This window comes from Zavarzinella sp. (assembly GCA_041399155.1).
In the GTDB taxonomy this organism is placed as follows: Bacteria; Planctomycetota; Planctomycetia; order Gemmatales; family Gemmataceae; genus JAWKTI01.
Map to the genome: position 1 here is coordinate 318,058 of JAWKTI010000005.1, position 17,723 is coordinate 335,780.

Annotated in this window: 14 protein-coding genes; 6 read left to right on the top strand and 8 right to left on the bottom strand. The window is 48.4% G+C overall.

The genetic code is table 11. The annotated features are described in order from the left end of the window. Positions 1–800 precede the first annotated feature (800 nt). Positions 801–1,163 (top strand): metalloregulator ArsR/SmtB family transcription factor, encoded by a 363-nt coding sequence (locus R3B84_21770; protein MEZ6143202.1) that lies wholly within the window; start codon positions 801–803, stop codon positions 1,161–1,163. A gap of 49 nt (positions 1,164–1,212) precedes the next feature. Next, positions 1,213–1,896: an aquaporin gene (locus R3B84_21775; protein MEZ6143203.1), complete on the top strand. Its 684-nt coding sequence runs from the start codon at positions 1,213–1,215 to the stop codon at positions 1,894–1,896. A 16-nt stretch (positions 1,897–1,912) separates the two neighbouring features. Here the strand turns inward: R3B84_21775 and R3B84_21780 are convergent, their stop codons facing one another. The 4 genes from R3B84_21780 to R3B84_21795 all read right to left on the bottom strand — a co-directional run bounded on the left by R3B84_21780 (position 1,913) and on the right by R3B84_21795 (position 5,041). After that, positions 1,913–2,479: a hypothetical protein gene (locus R3B84_21780; GenBank protein ID MEZ6143204.1), complete on the bottom strand. Its 567-nt coding sequence runs from the start codon at positions 2,477–2,479 to the stop codon at positions 1,913–1,915. A gap of 160 nt (positions 2,480–2,639) precedes the next feature. Then, positions 2,640–3,851, bottom strand: a complete 1,212-nt coding sequence (locus tag R3B84_21785) for a hypothetical protein (GenBank protein ID MEZ6143205.1) — start codon at positions 3,849–3,851, stop codon at positions 2,640–2,642. A 149-nt stretch (positions 3,852–4,000) separates the two neighbouring features. Further along, on the bottom strand, positions 4,001–4,165 hold the full coding sequence (locus R3B84_21790) for a hypothetical protein (GenBank protein MEZ6143206.1): 165 nt from the start codon (positions 4,163–4,165) through the stop codon (positions 4,001–4,003). 15 nt (positions 4,166–4,180) lie between these two features. Next, positions 4,181–5,041, bottom strand: a complete 861-nt coding sequence (locus R3B84_21795; protein MEZ6143207.1) for a DUF1559 domain-containing protein — start codon at positions 5,039–5,041, stop codon at positions 4,181–4,183. 266 nt (positions 5,042–5,307) lie between these two features. On the opposite strand from R3B84_21795, the gene R3B84_21800 reads away from it, so the two are divergent. From R3B84_21800 to R3B84_21810, 3 genes are read left to right on the top strand one after another with little or no spacing between them, the layout of a single operon-like run. Then, positions 5,308–6,036 (top strand): phosphoadenylyl-sulfate reductase, encoded by a 729-nt coding sequence (locus R3B84_21800; protein MEZ6143208.1) that lies wholly within the window; start codon positions 5,308–5,310, stop codon positions 6,034–6,036. A 1-nt stretch (position 6,037) separates the two neighbouring features. Beyond that, on the top strand, positions 6,038–6,532 hold the full coding sequence (locus R3B84_21805) for an Rrf2 family transcriptional regulator (GenBank protein MEZ6143209.1): 495 nt from the start codon (positions 6,038–6,040) through the stop codon (positions 6,530–6,532). Positions 6,533–6,563: 31 nt separating this feature from the next. Beyond that, on the top strand, positions 6,564–7,823 hold the full coding sequence (locus tag R3B84_21810) for a hypothetical protein (GenBank protein MEZ6143210.1): 1,260 nt from the start codon (positions 6,564–6,566) through the stop codon (positions 7,821–7,823). On the opposite strand, the gene R3B84_21815 is transcribed toward R3B84_21810, so the two are convergent. From R3B84_21815 to R3B84_21830, 4 genes are all read right to left on the bottom strand, one after another. Then, positions 7,801–11,940 (bottom strand): SIR2 family protein, encoded by a 4,140-nt coding sequence (locus tag R3B84_21815; GenBank protein MEZ6143211.1) that lies wholly within the window; start codon positions 11,938–11,940, stop codon positions 7,801–7,803. The genes R3B84_21810 and R3B84_21815 overlap by 23 nt on opposite strands. A gap of 60 nt (positions 11,941–12,000) precedes the next feature. Beyond that, the gene (locus R3B84_21820; GenBank protein ID MEZ6143212.1) at positions 12,001–13,155 is read right to left on the bottom strand and encodes a glycosyltransferase; all 1,155 of its coding nucleotides are present in this window, start codon (positions 13,153–13,155) and stop codon (positions 12,001–12,003) included. After that, complete coding sequence (locus tag R3B84_21825) at positions 13,149–14,285, bottom strand: glycosyltransferase family 4 protein (protein MEZ6143213.1); 1,137 nt, start codon at positions 14,283–14,285, stop codon at positions 13,149–13,151. Before R3B84_21825 ends, R3B84_21820 begins: the two co-directional genes overlap by 7 nt. Positions 14,286–14,434: 149 nt before the next feature. Further along, positions 14,435–15,457: a hypothetical protein gene (locus R3B84_21830; protein MEZ6143214.1), complete on the bottom strand. Its 1,023-nt coding sequence runs from the start codon at positions 15,455–15,457 to the stop codon at positions 14,435–14,437. Between the two features lie 672 nt (positions 15,458–16,129). Here R3B84_21830 and R3B84_21835 point away from each other — a divergent pair. Continuing rightward, the gene (locus R3B84_21835; GenBank protein ID MEZ6143215.1) at positions 16,130–17,689 is read left to right on the top strand and encodes a right-handed parallel beta-helix repeat-containing protein; all 1,560 of its coding nucleotides are present in this window, start codon (positions 16,130–16,132) and stop codon (positions 17,687–17,689) included. Positions 17,690–17,723 lie beyond the last annotated feature (34 nt).

The window sequence follows — 17,723 nt, forward strand, 5'->3', positions numbered from 1 at the left end:
GAAAACAACTTTCAATAAGTCTTCCTGGTGAATCTGAAAACCACCAACCATCTGTACCTTCCAACATGATCAAATGGCGAAACATTTTTTGTCGGTATCGGGTCGTTGGTCGATGTTGCACGTCCGTAACAGAAATATTTAAGCAGTTTTTATAACGGTAACCAACATCATCAGCAAGACACAAACGTTCATATGTTTCCTGATCGAATTCGATCGACCATGGCCCTTCAACACCTGGAATGTCTAAACCAAAATCAGTTTGAAATTCGGTGTTTCTGGTATTTTTTGATCCAACCGCGGCTATCGCCGTCGGCTCACAAACCCAACCGACGGCTGGGTTTCAGACGGTTGTGTCTACAACCGTCATTCCCGCGTAGGCGGGAATCCAGTACTAAACACTTGAGTTGGCAACTCAACATCATGTTTTTGTGAGCTGCGGTTCGCATGATAGACGTTAAAACACCGATTTTCACATGAAATTGGGTTTAGTGTCTCCAGAAAAGCCAGTTATTTCATCTCTATTATATTTTTGAGAGACCGATATCCAATCAATTCGACCCATTCTTCGCGCAATTCAGTTTCCTCAGGGAAATCTTCCGTGGGCGAAAATAGATGTGGGGCTGCGATTGAGCAAATTATTCAGATGACCGCTTTAGTAGCTCACTCCATCAGCTTTTTGCACTTGAAGAACCAATTCTGGTGCGGCAAGCACTCTCCTGCGGGATTCTGCTGGCACTGTGGGCAATTGTCGCTAAAATTTCTACTTACACAGGAATGTGCTGATCTTCCAGGAGCCTGGAGTGTTACCAACGACTGATCCACTGCAACCGGAACGCTGTGCCGAACTGCTTTACGCACTGGCAGCCCCGGAACGGTTGAAAATTGTGCGTTATCTGGCCGATGGGCCCCACACGGTTACGGAAATCTCCGAATCACTGGATATTCCTGCGGTCAATTTGTCGCACCACCTGCACGTGCTGAAGGTTTCCCACCTGATCCAGGGGAAAAAACGTGGGCGATTTGTGCTCTACTCGCTGATGGATGGCGTGCTCAAAGAAGTGGTGGCTGCTGGTGTCCCCGCAGATGCCCTGAACCTGGGGTGCTGCCAGATTGTGATGCCGCTGGAGAAAGTCAGTGCCGCGAACCAACCCAACTGTGAATAGCCCTCTATATAAACAATTAAATATATAATACACAATTGCACTGGGTGCCATGATCTACTCGTTACGCAAACAGTTAACATCTGAACTGCTGGGCACCTTCGCATTGGTGTTCGCGGGAACCAGTGCCATAGTGCTGAACAGTACAGGTACTATCACCCACGTGGGCATTTCGCTGGTATTTGGGCTAGTGGTATTCTCATTAATTTCCACCTTGGGCGATGTTTCCGGGGCCCACCTCAACCCTGCAGTAACCATTGGATTCTGGGTGGCACGTCGTTTTCCTGCGACAAAAGTGCTACCATACATAGCCGCACAACTGGTGGGGGCAATTCTGGCCAGCCTTACGGTGAATCTGCTTTTTCCCCACCACCCCACGCTGGGGGCAACCTTACCTGCAGGCCCACCGTGGCAATCGTGGGTGCTGGAATTATTGCTGACAGGCGGCCTGATGTTTGTGATTCTCAGCGTATCCACGGGTGCGAAGGAAAAAGGGATTACAGCCGGTCTGGCAATCGGCAGCGTCATCGCACTGGAAGCCCTGTTCGCTGGCCCGTTCAGTGGTGCGTCCATGAATCCCGCCCGCTCAATCGGCCCTGCCCTGATTTCTGGGAATCTGCAGCACCTCTGGGTCTACCTGACGGCACCGGTCGCAGGTGCTCTGCTGGCCGTGCCCACCTGTCGGTGCGTGCGGGAAGAGAATTGCTGCACCACCCAAAAGGTAATCGCCGCCTGATTCAGCCAACGAGCCACTAATCGCCCGCATCGCCACTGAAGCCTTTAAAGAAAGACACTAAGCCCAATATAAACAGGATCGGTGGGTAAATGAAAATCCTCCCTGCAGCAAACCCTAACCCGAACCAGACCACCGCACCGAGCATCATGAGCAAACCCGTCACGGTATTGCCATTCCACCGATCTACGGGTGGCCTTTCAGGGCGTTGGCGAGCTCGTCTCTCCTGTTCCGCCTGTTTGATTTCTTCGCGGTAATAGCGAGAAGGATCAATCGTTGGCCGCGAGGTAGGTTGTGAGTAAGGTTGTGGTTCTGCCCACGATTGCCTGGATGTGTTGTTGTCGTCATCATCATCCATCAACGCCCGTGCCGCCAGATCATCGGCATCTTCACTGCTCGAGTTCGACGCATGGGTTGGTACAGGTTCATCCACCACATCGTCCATATCGACCAAATATTCTTCCCGTTCAATGACATAGGGAACCTCACTGACCGCATGACAATCCGGACAGCGGATCCGTTTGCCGGCAAACTCATCTTTTAAGTTGCGTGTTTTCCCACAAACGCAGGTAAATGGAATAGGCATCTTTTCTCGTTTTTAAGGCAAAACCGCCATAGTAGCGGAAAATCTGTGCGCTACAAAAACGAAAACAGCATTATGAAATATTTTTAATGAATATATCAGACGTGACAGCATCAGAATCATGACATTTGGTAGGTTCTGATTATTCACAACAAAGCATTCCCTACCCCATCTTCGGTGGGCGGAAGGCCCAGACGGTGGTGTCGGCGAGGATCACGAACACTTGGTGGCGGGGGTCAAAGTAGCCCAGGCGTTTGCTCCCTTTTGGAATCGGGTCGCCCGTGGGTGTCAGTGGGGTCCAGGTTACCTTATCCGGCGAGTACCACCAGAAGCGATCCGATTCAAAGTGGAACAGCAGTCCCCCTTTGTTGGTGGTGTCTTCGTAAAAGATCGAGCGGGCATCGTGGCCGTATGGTGTTTTGCCATCTTCTTTGTTGCCTGCACGCACCTGAGACCAGGCATTTTTGGCAATATCGTAGTGGAATGTATCGTAATGGCGGTGCACCACCAGCAATTTGCGGTGGGGATCGTAATAGCCAATCTGTTCTGGCTGTGGGGCCTGTTTTTCGAAGACTTTTTTATCGCCGTTTTCCTTTAAGTCCTTCCAGGTATTGGACTTACGATCGTAAAGCCAGGTCGCCTGCATTTGCCAGTTGTTGGTATGCCAGATGGTGCCTTTCAATTCCGGCACGTATTCCAGCATGCCACCGAATGGTGCTTTAGGATACGGAGGTGGCGTGGGCAGTGCCTTCCATGTGCCAGTTTGGGGATAAAACGCCCACAGTGGGGCACTTTCATCCAAGGTTTTCGGGTCGCCGCCGAGCTGCTCTACCGATTTTTTGCGATCGGTGACCCAGGTATTCATCAGCAACATCGCTTTGTCAACGGGATCGTAAGCCAGCCCCCACCAGGAATGAGCAATGATGGCCGGCCCACCTCGCTTGGTCATCAGAATGCCATCTTTATAGACAACATCGCTGAAATCCTTGCCAATTCCGGTGTAATCTCGGGGCAGGTCCGGTGCGTATAGCATCGACCAGGTCATGGTGGTCAGGTCGAACTCCCACGCATCGTTGATGCGGTGGGGCACATTATGGTTCGCCCCACAGAACAGTGCTCGCTGGCGTTCGGGTGCCCAGACCATTTTCAAAGTAAAATCGCGGGCTTTCGGCCCGGTGGCATCCAGCCGGAACTTCTTCGCTGTTTCATTAAACTCCCCCACTACTTTGGCTTTGCCCAGCAGTTTCCCCTCACCCGGCTTCAGCGTGCTGATGGCGGTACTGGAAGCAGTTTCTTCGGCAGTCAGTGTCGTGGGCAGAAGGGCAGCACCAGTCAGGCAGCCCGTTTGTTGCAAAAATGTGCGTCGTGTGTTCATGATTCCGTCCCACGGTGGGAAAGTAGAGAAAAAATGGATCGATCGGAGCGTGTACTGGATAGTAAACCGTGCCACACTGGGAACGCAAGCAGAAAATGCGGGCAATTTTACGCTGAATAGCTAGTAAATTGATTCAGGCTGGAAACAGGTCAGCGGTTTTGCCGTTCCTGTTCCTGAACGCGTTTCATCTCTTCTTCCGATTTCTTTTTCTGCTCTTCGGTCATTTCCGCGGGGCCTGACTGTTTGGAACTATCACACCCCAATTGTGGGAGTGTGGCCAATGTCAAGACGGCTGCAACAATCAATGATCTCACGTGGGGATACCTCAATTAGTTGCTGAAACTGCTGAAATCTACTACTTGACCATCCGAAACGTGGGTCAGATTGTAGAAAGCGGTCTGGTTTACGCTGAACCGGATAAACTTGACCGAGCCATCGGCCAGCACACAGTTAAACCCACCCGTGTGAGAGGAGCCAAAGCGGTCCTGAAAACCAGCCGTCACACCACGGGCGCGTTCTCTGTCGGAACGTGGCACACCATTACCAAAACGGTGGATATCTGTTTCCCAGCCTGGGTTAAACGGGTTTTCGTTGTCGTCGCAGCAGGTGCCACCCACTTGACCCAGATCGTTCAGATCGACGTTCTTTTCCCCCACCATCAGGGTGTTGGAGGTGCCATCCTGAATCAACTCAATCCGAATTGGTGGGGAACTGGAAATACGCACCACACCATTTAAGCCGTTACCATTCCCCGCACCTGCGTTAGCAGCGTAATCAATTCGCGAGTGGGAACCAAACAGCCGTGGGGCCCGTCGGGAAGGACAATAATAGGTTTTCACGATACTGGCATACACTTGATTGTGATCTGTCAACCGGTGAATATTGTCCTGTTCAAGGTAGGGCAGAATGTGGTAAGCCCATGACCATTGGTCGCGAACGTTGTGTTCCCCTTGGCAGCAGGGATCGCCATCGGGTGCGTTCTGCCCACCAAAGGGTAAACGACCCTGGCTATCTTGAAAATTGTGGAACGCCAGCCCCAGTTGCTTCAAATTGTTGGCACATTGGGAACGGTTGGCTGCTTCCCGCACTTTCTGTACGGCTGGCAACAAGAGGCCAATTAAAATAGCAATGATGGCAATCACCACCAGCAGTTCAATGAGGGTGAATCCCCCACGTCGATCATAAGACATGTTCTGGTACCTTGTTTAGTTTCGATGAGGAAATAATGAAACGATGTTAATATAACTGACAGAGTAAATGCTTGTCAATGAAATAATTTTTCACCATTTCGCGCTGTACCACCCGCCGGTGGCACAACTTCAAAAGGAGCATTTTTCATAACTGCTTTCCATTGAAGTGCTTGTGGCGATTTTCTGCAATTTTCGCCGTGCCGTGGACTTCAATCCCTATAATGTCGATAAGGTTAGTAGTGTTCCCCTCAGATCGGAGTTGTTGGTTGGATACCCAGATACCCATGTCAGAACAGGAAATCGCCACTGCGAATACCCAACTGGCTGGGCAAAGTCCTGAAGCGATCTTACGTTGGGCAGTAGAGCAATTTCACCCCAAATTAATGATGGCCACCGCCTTTGGGGCCGAAGGGTGCTGCATCCTGCACATGCTGGCGGATATCGAAAAGAGCGTCCACGTCATTAATCTGGATACGGGCTATCAATTTGCTGAAACCCTGGAACTCCGTGAACGCATCCTTCAGAAATACGGTATTGCGGTAGAAATGGTTCGCCCCGATACCACCGTGGAAGAGTACGAAGCTGCCCACGGTGGGCCTTTGTATGTGCACCGCCCAGACCAATGCTGTCTCGACCGCAAAGTAAAGCCACTTCGCAAAGCTGTGGTGGGCTATCATGCCTGGATTAGTGCCATACGCAGCGACCAGACACAGCACCGTCAGGCGGCAAATATTGTCCAGTGGGATCCCAAGTTTCAACTGGTGAAAGTGAACCCACTGCTCGGTTGGACGAAAAAAGATGTCTGGAACTTCGTTGTGAAACACGATGTCCCTTATAACCCACTGCACGACCAGGGTTACCCCAGTATTGGGTGCTGGCCATGCACCGCACCCGTTGCGGAAGGTGGGGATGAACGCTCCGGGCGTTGGGCAGGCAGCCAGAAAAAAGAATGCGGCTTACACGTCATCGAACACGATCAAGGATCGGGAATTTGACATGAATCAATCGGTCGATGATACGATATCAGGCAGAAATATTACTGCAAACTCCCGCACCATTCGGTTTCCGTTCTACACGGCACGCACCGAATATGCCTGTCTGGCAATGCTGGAGCTGGCAGCCAGTTATGGCACCTCCGCACCAGTGAGACTTCGCCAGATTGCCGAAAAACACAATATTTCCCACCGTTTTCTGGTGCAGATTTTTCTGCAATTAAAAGCAGCCGGGCTGGTGCGTAGTGCCCGCGGTGCTGGTGGGGGCTACTTTCTCGGCAGCGATCCAAAATCAATCGCAGTTTACGATGTGGTGAAAGTTGTCGATTCCACGATTCAAACGGAAAACGGCAATCTGCCCGAACATCCATTTCTGCGTGCGGTGCACCAGTTGTGGACCGATGCCATGCACACCCAGATGAAGTTACTGCAACAGTGCTCGCTGGCCGACCTTTTAGAACGATCCCAAGAACAATTTGATGCGTCGTATCAAATCTGAGAATAAATTCATTAAAATTTCAGGAGAAAAGATGGCGGATTTAATTCCACCCCATGGTGGAGTGCCGGAAGTAGTGAACCGAACCCTTGCTGGCGAAGCAGCAACAACCTTTGCCAGCCAGACCCAGTCTGCGGTGACGATTCCCGTCAGTGATGCGGATCTGTCGACTCTGTACCGCATTGCCGATGGTGGGCTGTCGCCACTGATTGGTGCGATGACCAAAGACGAATACCACCAGGTGCTGGAAGAAGAGGTGATCGTCCGTGGTGGCAAAAAATATGCCTGGACCATCCCACTGGCCTTTCCGGTGGCAGAAAGTCTCGCCAAAACATTAAAAACTGGTGAGAATTATACATTAACCAACGAAGCGGGTGTTTCTGTGGGCCAAATCATGCTCACAGATGTCTATCCGTGGGATAAAGCCAAGTATAACGCTTCGGTTTACTCCACCATCCGCACCGACCATCCTGGGGCACGCATTGCCCTGCAGGATGAACGTACCTGGCTGATTGGTGGCACCATCGAAGCTCTGCCACCTGCCAAGCATCCGGAATATGGCGATTTTGTACTGACCCCACGTGAAACCAGAGCACTTTTTGCGTCAAAAGGCTACCAGCGAGTGGTGGCATTTCAGACCCGCAACGCCCTGCACCGTGCCCACGAATATGCACTGGTGGTGGGCCTGGAACGTCTGACCCGAGAAGGGTTTAATGCCGCAGCCGTGCTGAATCCACTGATTGGCGAAACGAAGAGCGACGATGTGGATGCAGTCACCCGCATGCGAACCTACAAAGCCATCATCGATGAAAAGGTGCTGGGTGAGGGGGATATCGATACCGAACTGTGGCAGCAGGTGGGCAAAAACTTCATCGATCGCGTGCATCTGATCGGACTGGACATTAAGATGTTCTACGCAGGCCCGAAAGAAGCCATTATGCACGGTATTTACCGCCAGAACTTCGGCTTTACCGATATTATTATCGGCCGGAAACATGCCGACGCACCGTACGATGACGGCACTGACATCTGGGATGGTCTGGACGCACAGAAAAAGTTCGACACGTTAAATGGCGAATTGCTGATCAACCCGGTCAAAGTGGGCTTTGCCGCCTTCTATGAAGAACTGGGCCGAGTTGCTCTGGTCGACGATCAGGCAGGCAAAGGCTGGAAACCAGTTTCTATCAGTGGTCGGGAATTACGGGAACAGTTGAAAAACGGCATCCTGCCCGACCCACGGATCCTGCGACCAGAAACCGCCTCGCTACTGATCAAGAAATACCAGTCGCAGTAATTATGTAGCTTGAAATCTGGTTTACCTCAGGAAAAAGATCGTCAGTCAACCACTCAGACTGGTAAATCTCTGTGCAATATTGAATTATGAAATCTTTTCTATCTGTAGAATTTGGAATGTCGATTTGCAAGAACTTATACATATAAGTAATGAATGATTGATTGAGCTTCTCAAAAATTTGCTTGAGCCAGAGGTTGCTAGTGTTGGGATCAACTTGAAAATTGATGGCATTGCGGATTGCTCTCAAGCCTCTTCGGAATCTTGTTAAAGGCGAAGATAAATCAGATATACTAGAACTAGTACTTGCTAGACCAATTAGAGATAAACGCTCTGCTTCGTACTGAGCAACCATTTGGTAGAAAAACTGCCACCAGGTGGCATTTACACGTGAAACTAAAAGCAATTCGCGAGCTGCGTCTAATGCAGTTCTAGCAGTTTCGTGCTTCGCGCCTGCTTTCTTAAGCCCTTCTACAGGATCAATTTTCAATTCAAAACTACCTTGAATCAAAGCTGCTTCCGCAGCATAAATTTCAACAATTGCTCGAAGTAAACTATTGCTACCCTCTAAGCCAGCACGTGCCAAATCAAAAAAACGAAATGAATCTTCAAATTTGCTACTAGCTTCATTGATGTCGGAATTGTAAGCTTCGTAACATTTTGCTCGACCACGAATCATATCAAAAACGGTACGATACTGAGGATACAGGGTGCGATCGGCTGTTCGGTCAATAATGACGCTACGAGGAGAATCGTGTGATGTGGGATATTGCCGCCTTGAACGTTCCATTGCATCATCTGATAACTTTAAAACTCGTTTAATATTGTCAGCAAAACCGTCGGGCAGATCAGATAAGGCAACAAAAAAAGAATCGAATCCGAATAAAAATTCAGATTTTAAGTGATAGTATCGAAGATAAGCTTCTTGTGTCGATTTGTCGGAATTGTTCATGTTCAAATAATCGACATCGAGCTCAGCTGGTATTTCGGGTTTGAGCAAGCAATCTGCAATACTATGATATTTTCTGTTAGTTGGAGATGTATGGCCAAGCTTGACTGCCGCATTTGCAGCATCAAGCAAATCGTGCAAATCGCAGTCCTTTTTAAGCTGAATTTGTGAATAGTTAGCATTAACATCAAAAGGGGTCTCCGTAATGTCAGACCAGCGTGCATGAAGCACGGCTAAGTAATCGCCCCTTTCTGCCAGCAGTTTGATTTTCAAGTCGCGAAACTGCTTTTTAACTTGTGGAAGAGGTCCGGTAACAAACATAGAAACAAAGCTATTGTTCAATACAGCAGTAGAATCCTGATAATCGGTCACTACACAATCTAAGCGATATTTAAAATCATCTTCAAGCATACGGTCGCACCAATGCAGTAATTGCTGTGCGGGGATCTGCTTTCGCAAAGTCACTTCGTGTCTGTACCATGCTTGAGAAAGTGAGCGAAGTTCTTTTGCATGTCGCTTAATTAGTTCACCAACAAGTTCTGATAAATTTGAGATATCGCTTGTAATTGCCCTATACAAATGACTATTTATATCATTAATCTGGAAGCGATGTCGTAGCGAATCAAAATTATCATCGCCGAAAAAATCGTGTACTTGCCTAAATCCCGTTTGGATCGCAGAAAAATTGTTTTCGTTAGACTTAAGCACATAAATAAGTTTGCACAAAGACCGCAATGCTGAAATGCGATGATAAGTATACTCAAGAAATGCTAAAGCATCGTTGGACTGACCGAATGTGTACACGTAATAAGTGCGAGTAAGCCGAAAGTGAACGAAATATGACATTAATAAATGGAATATACTCAATTTCAATTTATCAAATTTGGAAGATAATGCTTCATTTACTTGCGCTCTAGATGTGTATTGATTGTTGATATTATAAATTCGATTTCTGATAGGTCTGCTGATCGAGAGGCTTCCACCTACGAGCAGTGTCATGCCACTATCTTGCTTTACAAGCGATAAGATGAATTTATCTGTCTCATTAGAATCTTTAAATATAGGGCGCAATAGATGGCGGATTTGCGCTAGCGGCCTCGTCCTTCTGCATGCCGCAAGCAGATATAAGGCAAGCATATCCATGCTAGCTTTCCGGTCGCCGAATGTGCAGAGATTGTATTCATTATCGAAGTTTAATACTGTCGAATATTCAATCAATTCAGATCCTAATTGGATCACAGTATTCTTGAAACAATCGACTTCTAGCATTTTCTCTATCTTCATTGTTGTTGCTTTGGAGTCACTTCTTGTTGTTCTCGCATCAATCGCGATAATTACTTTTGATTCGCCAATATCGTATGGCAAACTTTTCTTAATGCTTTTATAAAATTCATTGATGAATTTGCATAATAACTCAAACCGTTTCAAACAACCATCTTTGTCTAAAGTGCTCTCGCCATGATGTGAAGTTACGTTCCATAAGTAATTATCCAAGCCATCCAGTATCACAAGATACCGGCTTCGTTGCAATGTGTATGAAAGAAGGTGCATTGCTTTGTTAATGATTGTATCATCATCGATATCCTTGTTGGATTCGACTGGCAATGCACCAGGTACTAACTGCGTATCATACTGCTTGCACTGCGCCATAATTGCATCAACAAGACCAGCTAAGGTGTGAGTGCATTCAAGATTAATAATTATCGGTGTATATCCTATATATAATCCTTTGTTTGCAACATCAAGCATTGCTTCTGATGCGGTAATACGCGGGAAGCTTTTGGTTTGGATATCATCAATATCTTTTAATTCTTCAAGCGACGATACGCAAATAATTTTCTGATCATTATAGAATATTGCACGCAATAATTCTTCGGTTGCAAAATTGTATGGTGGCTCGTCATTTTTGTCATTATTATCATATTTTTTTCTGTATCCGAACGAACTTATTCCGCTTGAGGCGTAGGGTATTTGGCTTGCAGGAAATCTGTTAGTCAGGGCGGAATAGATATGCACAAGTGAGTGTGCTGGATTTGTTGTTTCGGCTACTATTACGCCATTTCTACTTGTGTATGCCCTGTCCGGTCCAACCGCAGAGTTTTCAACGCCTTCCTCGATAAACGGCAGTTTGTAGTCTTCGAACTTCAGCCATATGATGCTGATGTCATTTTTATTTTTACTTTCATTATCTTGTATGATCTTTTCAACTAAACTTGTCAGCCTGACATCGCCTCCACTGCATCCCATGACTACCAGAAGCGGATTTTCGCCAACCAAACCATAGAACCTTTTTACATAGTCATCGTTTACTGGGCGGTCTAGCCGTTCATCAATTAACAGTGAGTGAGTGCTACCGTGCATTTTAATCACTGACATGATCGCGTTTGCTGTCAACGCACTGTGTGGCAAGCTTTTGCCTTCTTCCATTGAAAAAACACGGGTTTTTATTCCTTCTGCTTCAAAACTTCGTTCGATTAAATCATCAAAATTGAATGTAAATACTGTTCGTATACTCAACAATCGGCACAAAAATACAAGATATCTTTGACCCAGGTTTGGCTCTTTTGCAAGGCCCATCGCTGCAAAGAGTGAGTCAGCATAGTCTGCATTAAATCGAGTAATGTGCTGGATTAGTTTTCGCCAGTCACCATATATACCAAAGTGCTTGCTATCACTATACACTTTGTCGAATTCTTCCCGTCCTACATTGTATTTTTTTGTAATAGTCTTTACTAATTCTTCATAGTTGTACCAACTATTTGGATTTATTATTTTAGCAATTTCTGTTAGTTTTTCAGGAATTACATCTGATATTTTCTTTGAATCTTGTTTCAGGATCCGTGATAGTTCTTGATACAAGAAAAACCGATCTGGCCAGCCATAATCCTCTATTAGATTCCACGTTTTCTTAAAATACCGTTCCTTGATCTTTTCTTTCATTTCTTTAGGAAGCATCTTCTTACCTTGGAAGGGGCAGTATTCTTCCGATATTGCGTAGATTGATGCGAGATAATGAACAATGCTTTTCAAAACTGGAAAGCCTGAAGCTGCAGATAGGCCTGCGCCAACAATCGGCACTATTGGTCGTTTGCTATACCATGCTTCTCGAATTTGGTCTACAACTTTTCGATGATCTTCGAACGACAAAGGAATTTTAGAATGGGTGGACATATTATTATCTCTGTAAATAACACGTTTAGGTTATTGTCAGACAATAATTTGTCTATTCTTTTACCAATTTTCTGCTAGGCCCGCGTATAGTTCTTCAAATTCTCGCAGCATCACTTTACGTGCGTACTGTTCTTCCACCCGTGTGCGGGCGTTGCGGCCCATCTTGCGGGTGGTTTCCGGATTATCGATCAGCGTTTCAAGGCTTTTTTGCAGTGCCCCATCTACATTGGCGGGGATCACATGACCGTCGACATTGTGGCGAATCAATTGGCTGTTGTTGCCGACATCGGTTACCACAATCCCACGTGCGGCTGCCATGTATTCCAGCACCGCATTCGACATCGATTCTGACGTGGAACAAAGCACAGCCACATCGAGCCCACCCAGATAGTGGGGGATATCTTCACATTTGCCCAACAGTTGGAACGATCCCCCAAGGTTCAGGCGGGCAATCTCTGCCTCCAGGTGCGGTCGAAGTGGACCTTCACCTGCAACCGAAAATTTTACCGATCTCCTTGTGCTGCATAGCTTTGCGGCAACTCGGATGAAACTTTCTACGTTCTTTACGTCCCGCAGGTTGGCCACCATCCCCACGTGGACGGTGGGGCCAAATTTAGGTACAGGTAATCCCGAAAAACGTTCCATATCCACGCCATTGGCAATCACACGCACCTTCCAGGCGGGCACATTCTCACGTTCAATCAACTGTTCACGTGCTTGTGGGCTGTTGGTCAGCGTCAGGCGACACAGTTTTTCCAGTCCTTTGCCCAGCCACTGTTGCCGAGGGGTCAACCAGTAGCCAGTATTATTTCGCACGCGAATAATGTGACGGATCCCTGCCAGTTTCGCCAGTGGCACCGAAAAGTAGCAACTATCCAGAAAATAGGTCTGAAGAATCTGAACTTTGTGCTGCCGCCAGAAACTTAACAATCTGCTTGCAGCAGGCAACGATCGCAAACCGATCAAGTGCTGCACCCCAAGGTGAATCGTGGGCACATCCGCAGCCAGTTCCTGCTCCAGCGGCGAAACGGTATCTCGCAGTATCGTCAGGGTGGGTAAGAACTTACGTCGATCTAACCCGTTGATTAGCGCCAATAACTGTGACTCGGTCCCCGCACGGTTCAGTTCGTCGATGACAAAGTTAATGCCCACGACGCCAGTAGTGCGATGATGAGTTTTTTTTAACAAATTGCCCAGTGAATTGCCCGTCAACATACCCACGTGCCTCCTGCACTGGGAACTGCCACCAGTTCCTCGAATAACTCAACGTATTTCGCCGCCTGCCCACGGAAGGAAAACTCGTGGACAACATGCTCCTGGGCGTTTTCTACCAACTGTTCCGCACGGTGCGGGTTTTTCATCAGCCAGATAATCTGGCGGGAAATCTCATTTTCCTGTTCGGGTGGCACCAGCAGGCCGGTTTCCAGGTGCTTCACAATTTCGGGCGTACCACCGACAGCCGTTGCAATAGTGGGAATCCGGCGTGCGGCTGCTTCCAGAGCAATATTCGGCAATCCTTCCGTAAGTGACGGCAGTATCATTACTTGCGCCATCGCCAGCAATTGATCCACGTCGGTGCGGAAGCCCAGCAACCTCACATGATCGTGCAGCATGTGGTGGCGTATGAATTCTTCAATGGCCCCACGTTCAGGTCCTTCGCCGCACAGCAATAGTAAGACGTTGGGGTGCTGTTTCACCAGTTCCACCATCGACTTCACCAGATACATGTAGCCTTTTTCGGGACTGAGGCGACCCGCACCCAGAATGACATATCGATCGTGGGGCACCACGTTCGCCAGTTTTTCACGCTGCGAATGATGAAGAGGCTCTAATAATTCGTCCCGCATTGCGTTCTTGATGACGCGAATTTTGCTGGCAGGCACACCCGTTTTCCGCACACGACGTGCCTGTTCGGTGGAGACGCACACCACGCGATTCATGCAACGCAGGTGCTTGCGATCGAGCCAGTCGTAAAACTGCACTTTCCAGGTTTCGCCGGTCCAGCCACGGGAAACTGCCACACACGGCACATTCGTGGTGCGTGCTGCAAGTCGGCCCAGCAGATTGGATTTGTAGCCGTGACAGAGCAGCACATCGGCATCGATCTGGCGAATCAGTTGCGAAATATCCCCCACAGCCTGTTGCAGGTGGGGAGTATCGGACTTGATGCGGTACGATTCGAAGCCTGCCTCGCGTGTTTTTTCCAGAAATGGCTGGCAGCGGCCATTTTCGGCAAAACTGGCAAAAAAGGTCTGATATTCAAACGGCAGTGCCTGAGCCAGACCAAGCATCTGGCGTTCTGGCCCACCCCAGAAGGTGCTGGCGGTCAAATGAAGTATTTTCATGATGCATCCGTGCGTCGATGGTGATGGCGTCGGGTCGGGCAATCCACGCCCACCCATTGTGGCATATTATCGCAAATCGTACCAGAGGAAAAATGATGAGAGGAAACTCATTTTTTGTCGGTAGGTATTAGATGTTTTCAATATCATTGTCACCGAAATACTTTACACTTGGGTAAAGCCTTCTGAAGTGCAGCTACGCCGGCATTCGTCACCTTAGTGTTAAATATGTTGAGCGATTGCAAGTTATTTAAACTGTCCAACTCCACAAGACCTGCGTCCGTCAATCCCGTGCCGTAAAGGTCCAGTTTTTGCAAGTTTTTGAGCCCCACCAACACCTTCAGCCCTGCATCAGTCACGTTTGTACCGCCCAGGTTAAGAGACTTCAAGTTTTTTAGCCCAGCCAGCTCTTTCAGCCCTGCATCAGTTACCTTTGTACCGCCCAGATTAAGAGACTGCAAGTTTTTTAGCCCGGCCAGTTCTTTCAGACCAACATCCGTCACTTTAGTGCTGTACAATTCCAGCGTATGCAAGCCTGTTAGCCCGGACAACGCTTTTAATCCAGAGTCCGTCACTGGAGTAAGGCGTAATTCGAGTGTTTGCAAATTCGGGAAGTTGGAGAGTTCTTTCAGTCCCGCGTCCGTTATTGGCGTGCCTCTGAGGTGTAAGGATCGTAAGTTTTTGAGCCCGGCCAGCTCTTTTAATCCCGGGCCTGAAACCATAGTGTTTGATAAATCGAGCAATTGCAAGTATTTGAGCCCTGCCAAATCTTTCAGTCCTTCTTCGGTCACTTTGGTGGAGCCAAGGTCAAGGCAAAAAGGCAGTTCGGGTGCGGGCAGTTTAGTGAGGATGTTATCCGGCCAAAGTTTAAATTGGAAGGCCGGGGTCGGTGCTTCGAGGCTATCCGGTTTCGAGTGAAAGGCAACCAAGTTGCCGTAGTAGTCCTTGCCAATCCAACCTACTTCGGCACCCGCTTGCCGCCAAGCCTCCGCAGTAGCTTTGTCGAAGGAGCCGATCAGCGGCGGCTCTGCGCCTGCCAGTCCTGATAGACAGACGCATGATGTTGCCAACACAATCAATGCAGCAAGTGGCCACGCGTGATCGGGACGAAACCAACAGGTCGACAGACTACGTAACAACACTCTTGGCTTCAGATCTGAAAATGCATCGGTCAAGGTCTATCTCCAATTTGGATCAAACAACTGAGTTCGTCAGCAGAATCTGTTGGAATACTGACGGGTGACGAACCAAACTAAGCCGACTATTTTAATAATTAACTTCTGCGTAGAAAGTTAACGTGCCAGTCAACATTGTGTCGTATCAAGTGACTATTTTTGCATATATCAATTACCACTATCCAATGTACGCAGCCATATATTCCAACACCGCCTGTTATATCGATTCCGATGCGGAACAATGCACTGCCTCATCCATTCCACCACGAAAGTGGGGAATAGAATTGGAAATAGTCTCACTGGTCCAGGCGAGATATATGTGCCTTCTGGTAAGTCAATGCAAACCTTCACCAGCAACGGAAAACTTTAACGATTTCTTTGTGCTGCATTGGTTTGCGGCAACTCGGATGAAACTTTTGATGGTGATGGCGTCGGGTCGGGCAATCCACGCCCACCCATTGTGGCATATTATCGCAAATCGTACCAGAGGAAAAATGATGAGAGAAAATTCATTTTCCCATTTGCAGCACTGAATTGGACATCTATTGCTGCATCATGGCCTTTCTTTTTTTACTCATCAGTTGGCAACATTATGGGTGCTTTTCATTTTACCCTGTGGTAGCATCATTTTCTCGCCGGGTATTCCATGAAATTCCGCCCCACCACATAGCTATGAAAATCCTCTCATTTTCGACTGTGCTTATCCTTGCATCGGTTGTCGGTGCCGCACCGATCCATGTTCCCAAAGATCATCAGACAATTCAGGCAGCCATCGATGCGGCTAAACCAGGTGATATCGTGCTGGTGGCACCCGGAAAATATCTGGAACGCCTGAAATTGAAGCCGGGAATCACTTTACGCAGTTCCGGAGAAGAACCTCACAAATCAGAACGCGTGTGGGAGCGTGCCAAGGTAACCATTATTGATGGCGGGGGAACGAATGGCAACGCACCCGGCGTGCAGATGGCAGAAAATTCGGTACTGGAAGGGTTTACCATCACGAATGTGGGCAAGTACGATGAGGCAATCTGGCAAAAACATGCCACCACGCAAGGTGAAGAACTGGGCGATGAGGAGGGATCGGTGCAGGCGGAAGGCACCATTCCTGCGATCAGTATCCCCAATGTCACCTGCCAGGTAATGCGGTGTGTGGTACATCATAATGGCGATGTGGGTATCGCCGTTTCTGGTAAAGGACCAGCACCTGCACACGCACTGGTAACGCTGAATCACTGTTACCGCAATATGGGTGGTGGGATTGGTGTGGCGATGAATGCAGAACCAATCATCCTGGAAAACCTTTGTGAAGAGAATCTGCGGGCAGGAATCGGTTGTCGCCAGGCCAACCCCACCATTCAGAAAAATATCTGCAAAAAAAATATTCGGGCGGGAATTGGCTGTCGCGAAGGTGCCCAGCCGATCATTCGAGAAAATAAATGCTCCCAGAATCTGCGGGCAGGAATTGGCATACGAATGGAAAACACCAAGCCGATTGTCCTGCGAAATGAGTGCTTTGAAAATGAAATGGCGGGAATTGGCTGTCGTGACGGGGCAAGTCCGGTCATTCGAGATAATCACTGTCACCACAACAAGATGGCGGGAATCGGCTGTCGAGATGGGGCAAAACCCCTGATTATCGGGAATGAATGCCGAGACAACAAAATGGCGGGGATCGGCATGCAGGGGAAAGCCAATGCCACTATCATGAACAACCAGGTTCACGATAATCTTCTGGTGGCGATTGGGGTGACCGAAGAATCCACGGCGACCATCATCAGCAATGTCCTTTCACGCAAAGGTGGGATGCCCCCACTTCTGGCGGTAAAAGACCAATCAACTGCCCACATTCAGAAAAACCAGTTCCATGGCGGTGGGGTCGCGGGCCTGCTGATTCAGGGAAAAGTGACCGTACTGCAAAATGAATTTACAGGAATTGGTGAAAAACAGGGTACGGCGATCTGGATCTGGGAAAAATCCGATGCCACCATACAAGAAAACCGGATTTCTGGATATCGCACAGCCGTTCGGGCAGGCAAATCGGCCGTTCTGATAGTGGGAAATCACGCAGAGCAATTTCAGGGTACTGCCTTCTCCATTGCAGATTGCCCCACCGCTGTTATCACAGGGAACCGTGGCTGCACCGATCACAACAAAGTCAAGCTGGTTGAGGTCACTGGCATGCCGGGGATTACCCACGATAATGAGCTGGAAACCACCCCACTCCGAAAGTGAGTAGTGGATCCGCTTAAGGCCCCACCGCTGAATA

Coding starts and splice junctions, on each gene's coding strand:
- R3B84_21775 (MEZ6143203.1), top strand. CDS start 1,213: ATGATCTACTCGTTACGCAAACAGTTAACATCTGAACTGCTGGGCACC.
- R3B84_21780 (MEZ6143204.1), bottom strand. CDS start 2,479: ATGCCTATTCCATTTACCTGCGTTTGTGGGAAAACACGCAACTTAAAA.
- R3B84_21785 (MEZ6143205.1), bottom strand. CDS start 3,851: ATGAACACACGACGCACATTTTTGCAACAAACGGGCTGCCTGACTGGT.
- R3B84_21795 (MEZ6143207.1), bottom strand. CDS start 5,041: ATGTCTTATGATCGACGTGGGGGATTCACCCTCATTGAACTGCTGGTG.
- R3B84_21805 (MEZ6143209.1), top strand. CDS start 6,038: ATGAATCAATCGGTCGATGATACGATATCAGGCAGAAATATTACTGCA.
- R3B84_21810 (MEZ6143210.1), top strand. CDS start 6,564: ATGGCGGATTTAATTCCACCCCATGGTGGAGTGCCGGAAGTAGTGAAC.
- R3B84_21815 (MEZ6143211.1), bottom strand. CDS start 11,940: ATGTCCACCCATTCTAAAATTCCTTTGTCGTTCGAAGATCATCGAAAA.
- R3B84_21820 (MEZ6143212.1), bottom strand. CDS start 13,155: ATGTTGACGGGCAATTCACTGGGCAATTTGTTAAAAAAAACTCATCAT.
- R3B84_21825 (MEZ6143213.1), bottom strand. CDS start 14,285: ATGAAAATACTTCATTTGACCGCCAGCACCTTCTGGGGTGGGCCAGAA.
- R3B84_21835 (MEZ6143215.1), top strand. CDS start 16,130: ATGAAAATCCTCTCATTTTCGACTGTGCTTATCCTTGCATCGGTTGTC.